Here is a 1,290-nt window from a genome sequence, read left to right as displayed (position 1 = left end):
CCCTTGTGCAGAATGACTGCACGGCGGTCACCGCGCCTTGTTCGCACGCAAAAGCGACTCGAGCGCGGACGTGCGATTCAATCAGCGTCTCCCTAAGTCGAACGACGGGCTGCGATGACCTTCAGTTCGGTCAGTACCTGCTTGTCGAGGGACAGGGTAATGTTCTGTTTCATGTTGAATCCTCATGGCTCACGTAAAAATGCGGAGCACGAAAACTACGTGCATTCAACGGAGGCCAGTGTGCTGTCAGCGATCAGGTCGGGGGGTGCCGTACTGGCTTGGCCGCAGGGCTCAGGTGGCCGGTAGTTCCGGGGCGGAATCGCTTTGGCTGGGGGCCGCGGGGAGGCGCGAGGGCGGAGCCTGCGCATAAAACGCGGGAGTCGCAGCGCGGTCACGCATAAGTCTGTATAGTGTCTGCCCTTTTGCCAGTATCCAGAGTTTGTATTCCATGACCGAGAAGCTTCGCAACATCGCCATCATCGCCCACGTTGATCATGGCAAGACCACGCTGGTCGACCAGCTCCTGCGCCAGTCCGGCACCCTCGACAAGCGTGGCGATCACGGCGAGCGGATCATGGACTCCAACGCCATCGAGAAGGAACGCGGGATCACCATCCTGGCCAAGAACACGGCCATCGAGTGGCAGGACTACCGCATCAACATCGTGGACACCCCCGGACACGCCGACTTCGGTGGCGAGGTCGAGCGCGTGCTGTCGATGGTCGACTCGGTGCTGCTGCTGGTGGACGCGGTGGATGGCCCGATGCCGCAGACCCGCTTCGTGACGCAGAAGGCCTTCGCGATGGGCTTCAAGCCGATCGTCGTGGTCAACAAGGTCGACCGCCCCGGCGCGCGCCCCGACTGGGCCGTGGATCAGGTGTTCGATCTGTTCGACCGCCTTGGTGCCACCGACGAGCAGCTCGACTTCCCCATTGTGTTCGCCTCCGCGCTGAACGGCTTTGCCGGGCTGGACTCCAGTGTCACCGAGGGCGACATGACCTGCCTGCTGGAGACCATCGTCAAGCATGTCGCGCCGCCGAACGTGGACGCGGATGGCCCGTTCCAGATGCAGGTCTCCTCGCTGGACTACAACTCCTACCAGGGCCTGATCGGCATCGGCCGCGTGAAACGCGGGCGCATCAAGCCGAACACCCCGGTCAAGGTGGTGGACCGCGAAGGCGGCGTGCGCAACGGCCGCATGCTGCAGATCATGGGCTTCCACGGCCTGGAACGGGTGGAGGTTCAGGAGGCCCGGGCGGGCGACATCATCACCTTCACCGGGATGGACAA

Annotated in this window: 1 protein-coding gene; it reads left to right on the top strand. The window is 63.1% G+C overall.

Annotated elements, in window-relative coordinates; genetic code table 11:
• Positions 1-448: 448 nt before the first annotated feature.
• Positions 449-1,290 (top strand): GTP-binding protein (locus F627_RS0115485; RefSeq protein ID WP_019584593.1); only part of this gene is annotated, 842 nt, incomplete at its 3' end.

Origin of the sequence: Thioalkalivibrio sp. ALE16 (genome assembly GCF_000381305.1) — a bacterium.
GTDB lineage: Bacteria > Pseudomonadota > Gammaproteobacteria > Ectothiorhodospirales > Ectothiorhodospiraceae > Thioalkalivibrio.
The sequence above is the reverse complement of the archived record's forward strand: the minus strand, read 5'-3'. Positions and strand labels throughout refer to the sequence as shown.